Source organism: Flavobacterium selenitireducens (genome assembly GCF_014748335.1).
Taxonomy (GTDB): Bacteria; Bacteroidota; Bacteroidia; order Flavobacteriales; family Flavobacteriaceae; genus Flavobacterium; species Flavobacterium selenitireducens.
This window is the reverse complement of the sequence record NZ_JAAVIY010000029.1, coordinates 1-1,911: the sequence shown is the minus strand read 5'-3', so window position 1 is coordinate 1,911 and position 1,911 is coordinate 1. Positions and strand designations below refer to the sequence as shown.

The following is a 1,911-nucleotide window of genomic DNA, read 5'->3' as shown; positions in this document are numbered from 1 at the left end:
ATATATGAAACGGATTTTTTTTCGGCGAGCAACGTCTCGATTACGATCCTTTCCTTATGACTTAAATGGTTGAATGTTCTCTTCATTTACAACAAATCTATTGATAAGATTTTGTTGCGTTAAGTTCTTGAATTTACCATGTGTGTTGAAATATTTCTGCTAACGTGAGGCCGCTAAACGCCGTCGCGGCCTTCCGGAGAGAACTTTCTCTGCTTTGGAATAAAGGTAGCGAAATCAACGATTTTTTCTAGCTTGACAAAGCGGAAAAAAATCTTGTTTTCGTGACTTTTGGAAATTTCTGGTTCTAATTTCTCTGAACCAGCGATGGCGGTTAGCGGCGGTTACAAGCCGTTCTATTCTAGATGCTGAGAAAAGTCCATCATCTTGTGAAGAATTCTAACGACTTCAATTACTTCTCCATTCCTTTTGAAAAATACGTAATGTGATAAGGCACGAAAATAGAAAAAGTCTGTCCGCACTTTTGGCATGCGTTTGGCCTTTTCAGGATTTTCGCTGAACAACCGAATTTCATGAATTATAGATTCAAAATATTTGCTTGCCTGATTCTCCGACCATTTCTGGAACGTATAGAAATAGATGTCGTTCAAATCATTGTATGCGGCTTCGGTAATTCTATATTTCATGAATGTCTTTTCTTGAGTTCTTCAAGATGTTTTTTCGGATCATAGTTTTCCACGATTCCGCTTTTCTCGCCAATTTCAAGTTCATTTCTGAGCCATTTGATTTTCTGTTCCTCGATTTCAAGCAAACGAAGCGCAGATCTAACGACATCGCTAGCAGAACTATATCTTCCAGACGCGACCTCTTCGTTAATGAAATTATTAAAATGATCTCCGAGCAATATTGAAGTGTTTTTCGCCATAACAATTATTTTGAAACAAATATACCAAAGGATGGTATCAGTTGTTGTTTTGTCCTCAATTTTAACAGAATGGCTTGTAACGTGAGGCCGCTAAATTCTCGTTGCGGCCATCGGAGAGAATATTCTCTGCCGAACGAAAACGAAGTTATGGAAAAAAGTGGTTCTCGCTAACGGAAAACAGCAATGGAAGTTAGCGGCGGTTAGGCGACGTTTCAACAATTTTAGCTACTCATAAAGCCATTAATAATTAAGCCAACTCCAATAATTACCAAACCGATTCCAGCAACTTGAATTTTGAACGAAAATCCTCCGCGCTGATAATGTTTAAGATTTTGAAAATACTTTACTAATACTATTCCCAAAAAAATTAAAATTATTCCAGCAACTATCAATAGCGCTCCAATCACAGTTTGTTTTCAAACTTAGAAATCAGCTTTTCCAAATAAATATTCTTTTCCCGTTCTGTTTCTACTAAGCGTTCATATAATTCAACAATCTTTTCCAAAGGATTTATATGACACAAATAGTTATTATTATTCGAGCTATAATCTGTAAACGTGTTATTAATTATGTTGAAGACTGCCTCCTCGCTAAATTGCTTAATTCCCTCTTTAGTAACACCGAGAGCACTTGCAATTTGACTAAGTTTATTATCATCCACATCCTGGCTGTTTTCAATTGATGAGATTGCTTGCTGACTTATACCCAAAAAGTCTGCAAGTGCTTCTTGCTTCATTCCGCGCAGTTCTCTAATTCTACTAATCTTTCTACCTATATGATTTTGTTTGGTTGATGCTTCCATAAATCCTGAATTTGAATTGAAGTAAAAATACAACTTTTAGCTTCCCCTGAATGTAAAAATTCATTGTAAAATACGGACGTCGGATCACGAGGTGGATTCAAGACCTAATTGCAACAGGTCTTTTGATGTTTAATATTATTGCTAATTTAATCGATGTTTTGAGGCGGCAATCTCTCTTTCCAAAATATATTTCGGTGTTTTATAATTTAGGCATTTCCTTGGCCTG

3 protein-coding genes are annotated in these 1,911 nt (G+C 36.4%); all 3 read right to left on the bottom strand.

All coding sequences use genetic code 11. From position 1 onward, the window contains the following. Positions 1-353 precede the first annotated feature (353 nt). The 3 genes from HC229_RS16775 to HC229_RS16480 all read right to left on the bottom strand — a co-directional run bounded on the left by HC229_RS16775 (position 354) and on the right by HC229_RS16480 (position 1,685). On the bottom strand, positions 354-644 hold the full coding sequence (locus HC229_RS16775; protein ID WP_191021602.1) for a type II toxin-antitoxin system RelE/ParE family toxin: 291 nt from the start codon (positions 642-644) through the stop codon (positions 354-356). Continuing rightward, complete coding sequence (locus HC229_RS16485) at positions 641-883, bottom strand: type II toxin-antitoxin system ParD family antitoxin (RefSeq protein ID WP_191021601.1); 243 nt, start codon at positions 881-883, stop codon at positions 641-643. The genes HC229_RS16775 and HC229_RS16485 overlap by 4 nt, the downstream gene beginning before the upstream one ends. A 403-nt stretch (positions 884-1,286) precedes the next feature. After that, positions 1,287-1,685, bottom strand: coding sequence for a helix-turn-helix domain-containing protein (locus HC229_RS16480; protein ID WP_191021600.1), 399 nt, complete (start codon positions 1,683-1,685; stop codon positions 1,287-1,289). Positions 1,686-1,911: the final 226 nt, after the last annotated feature.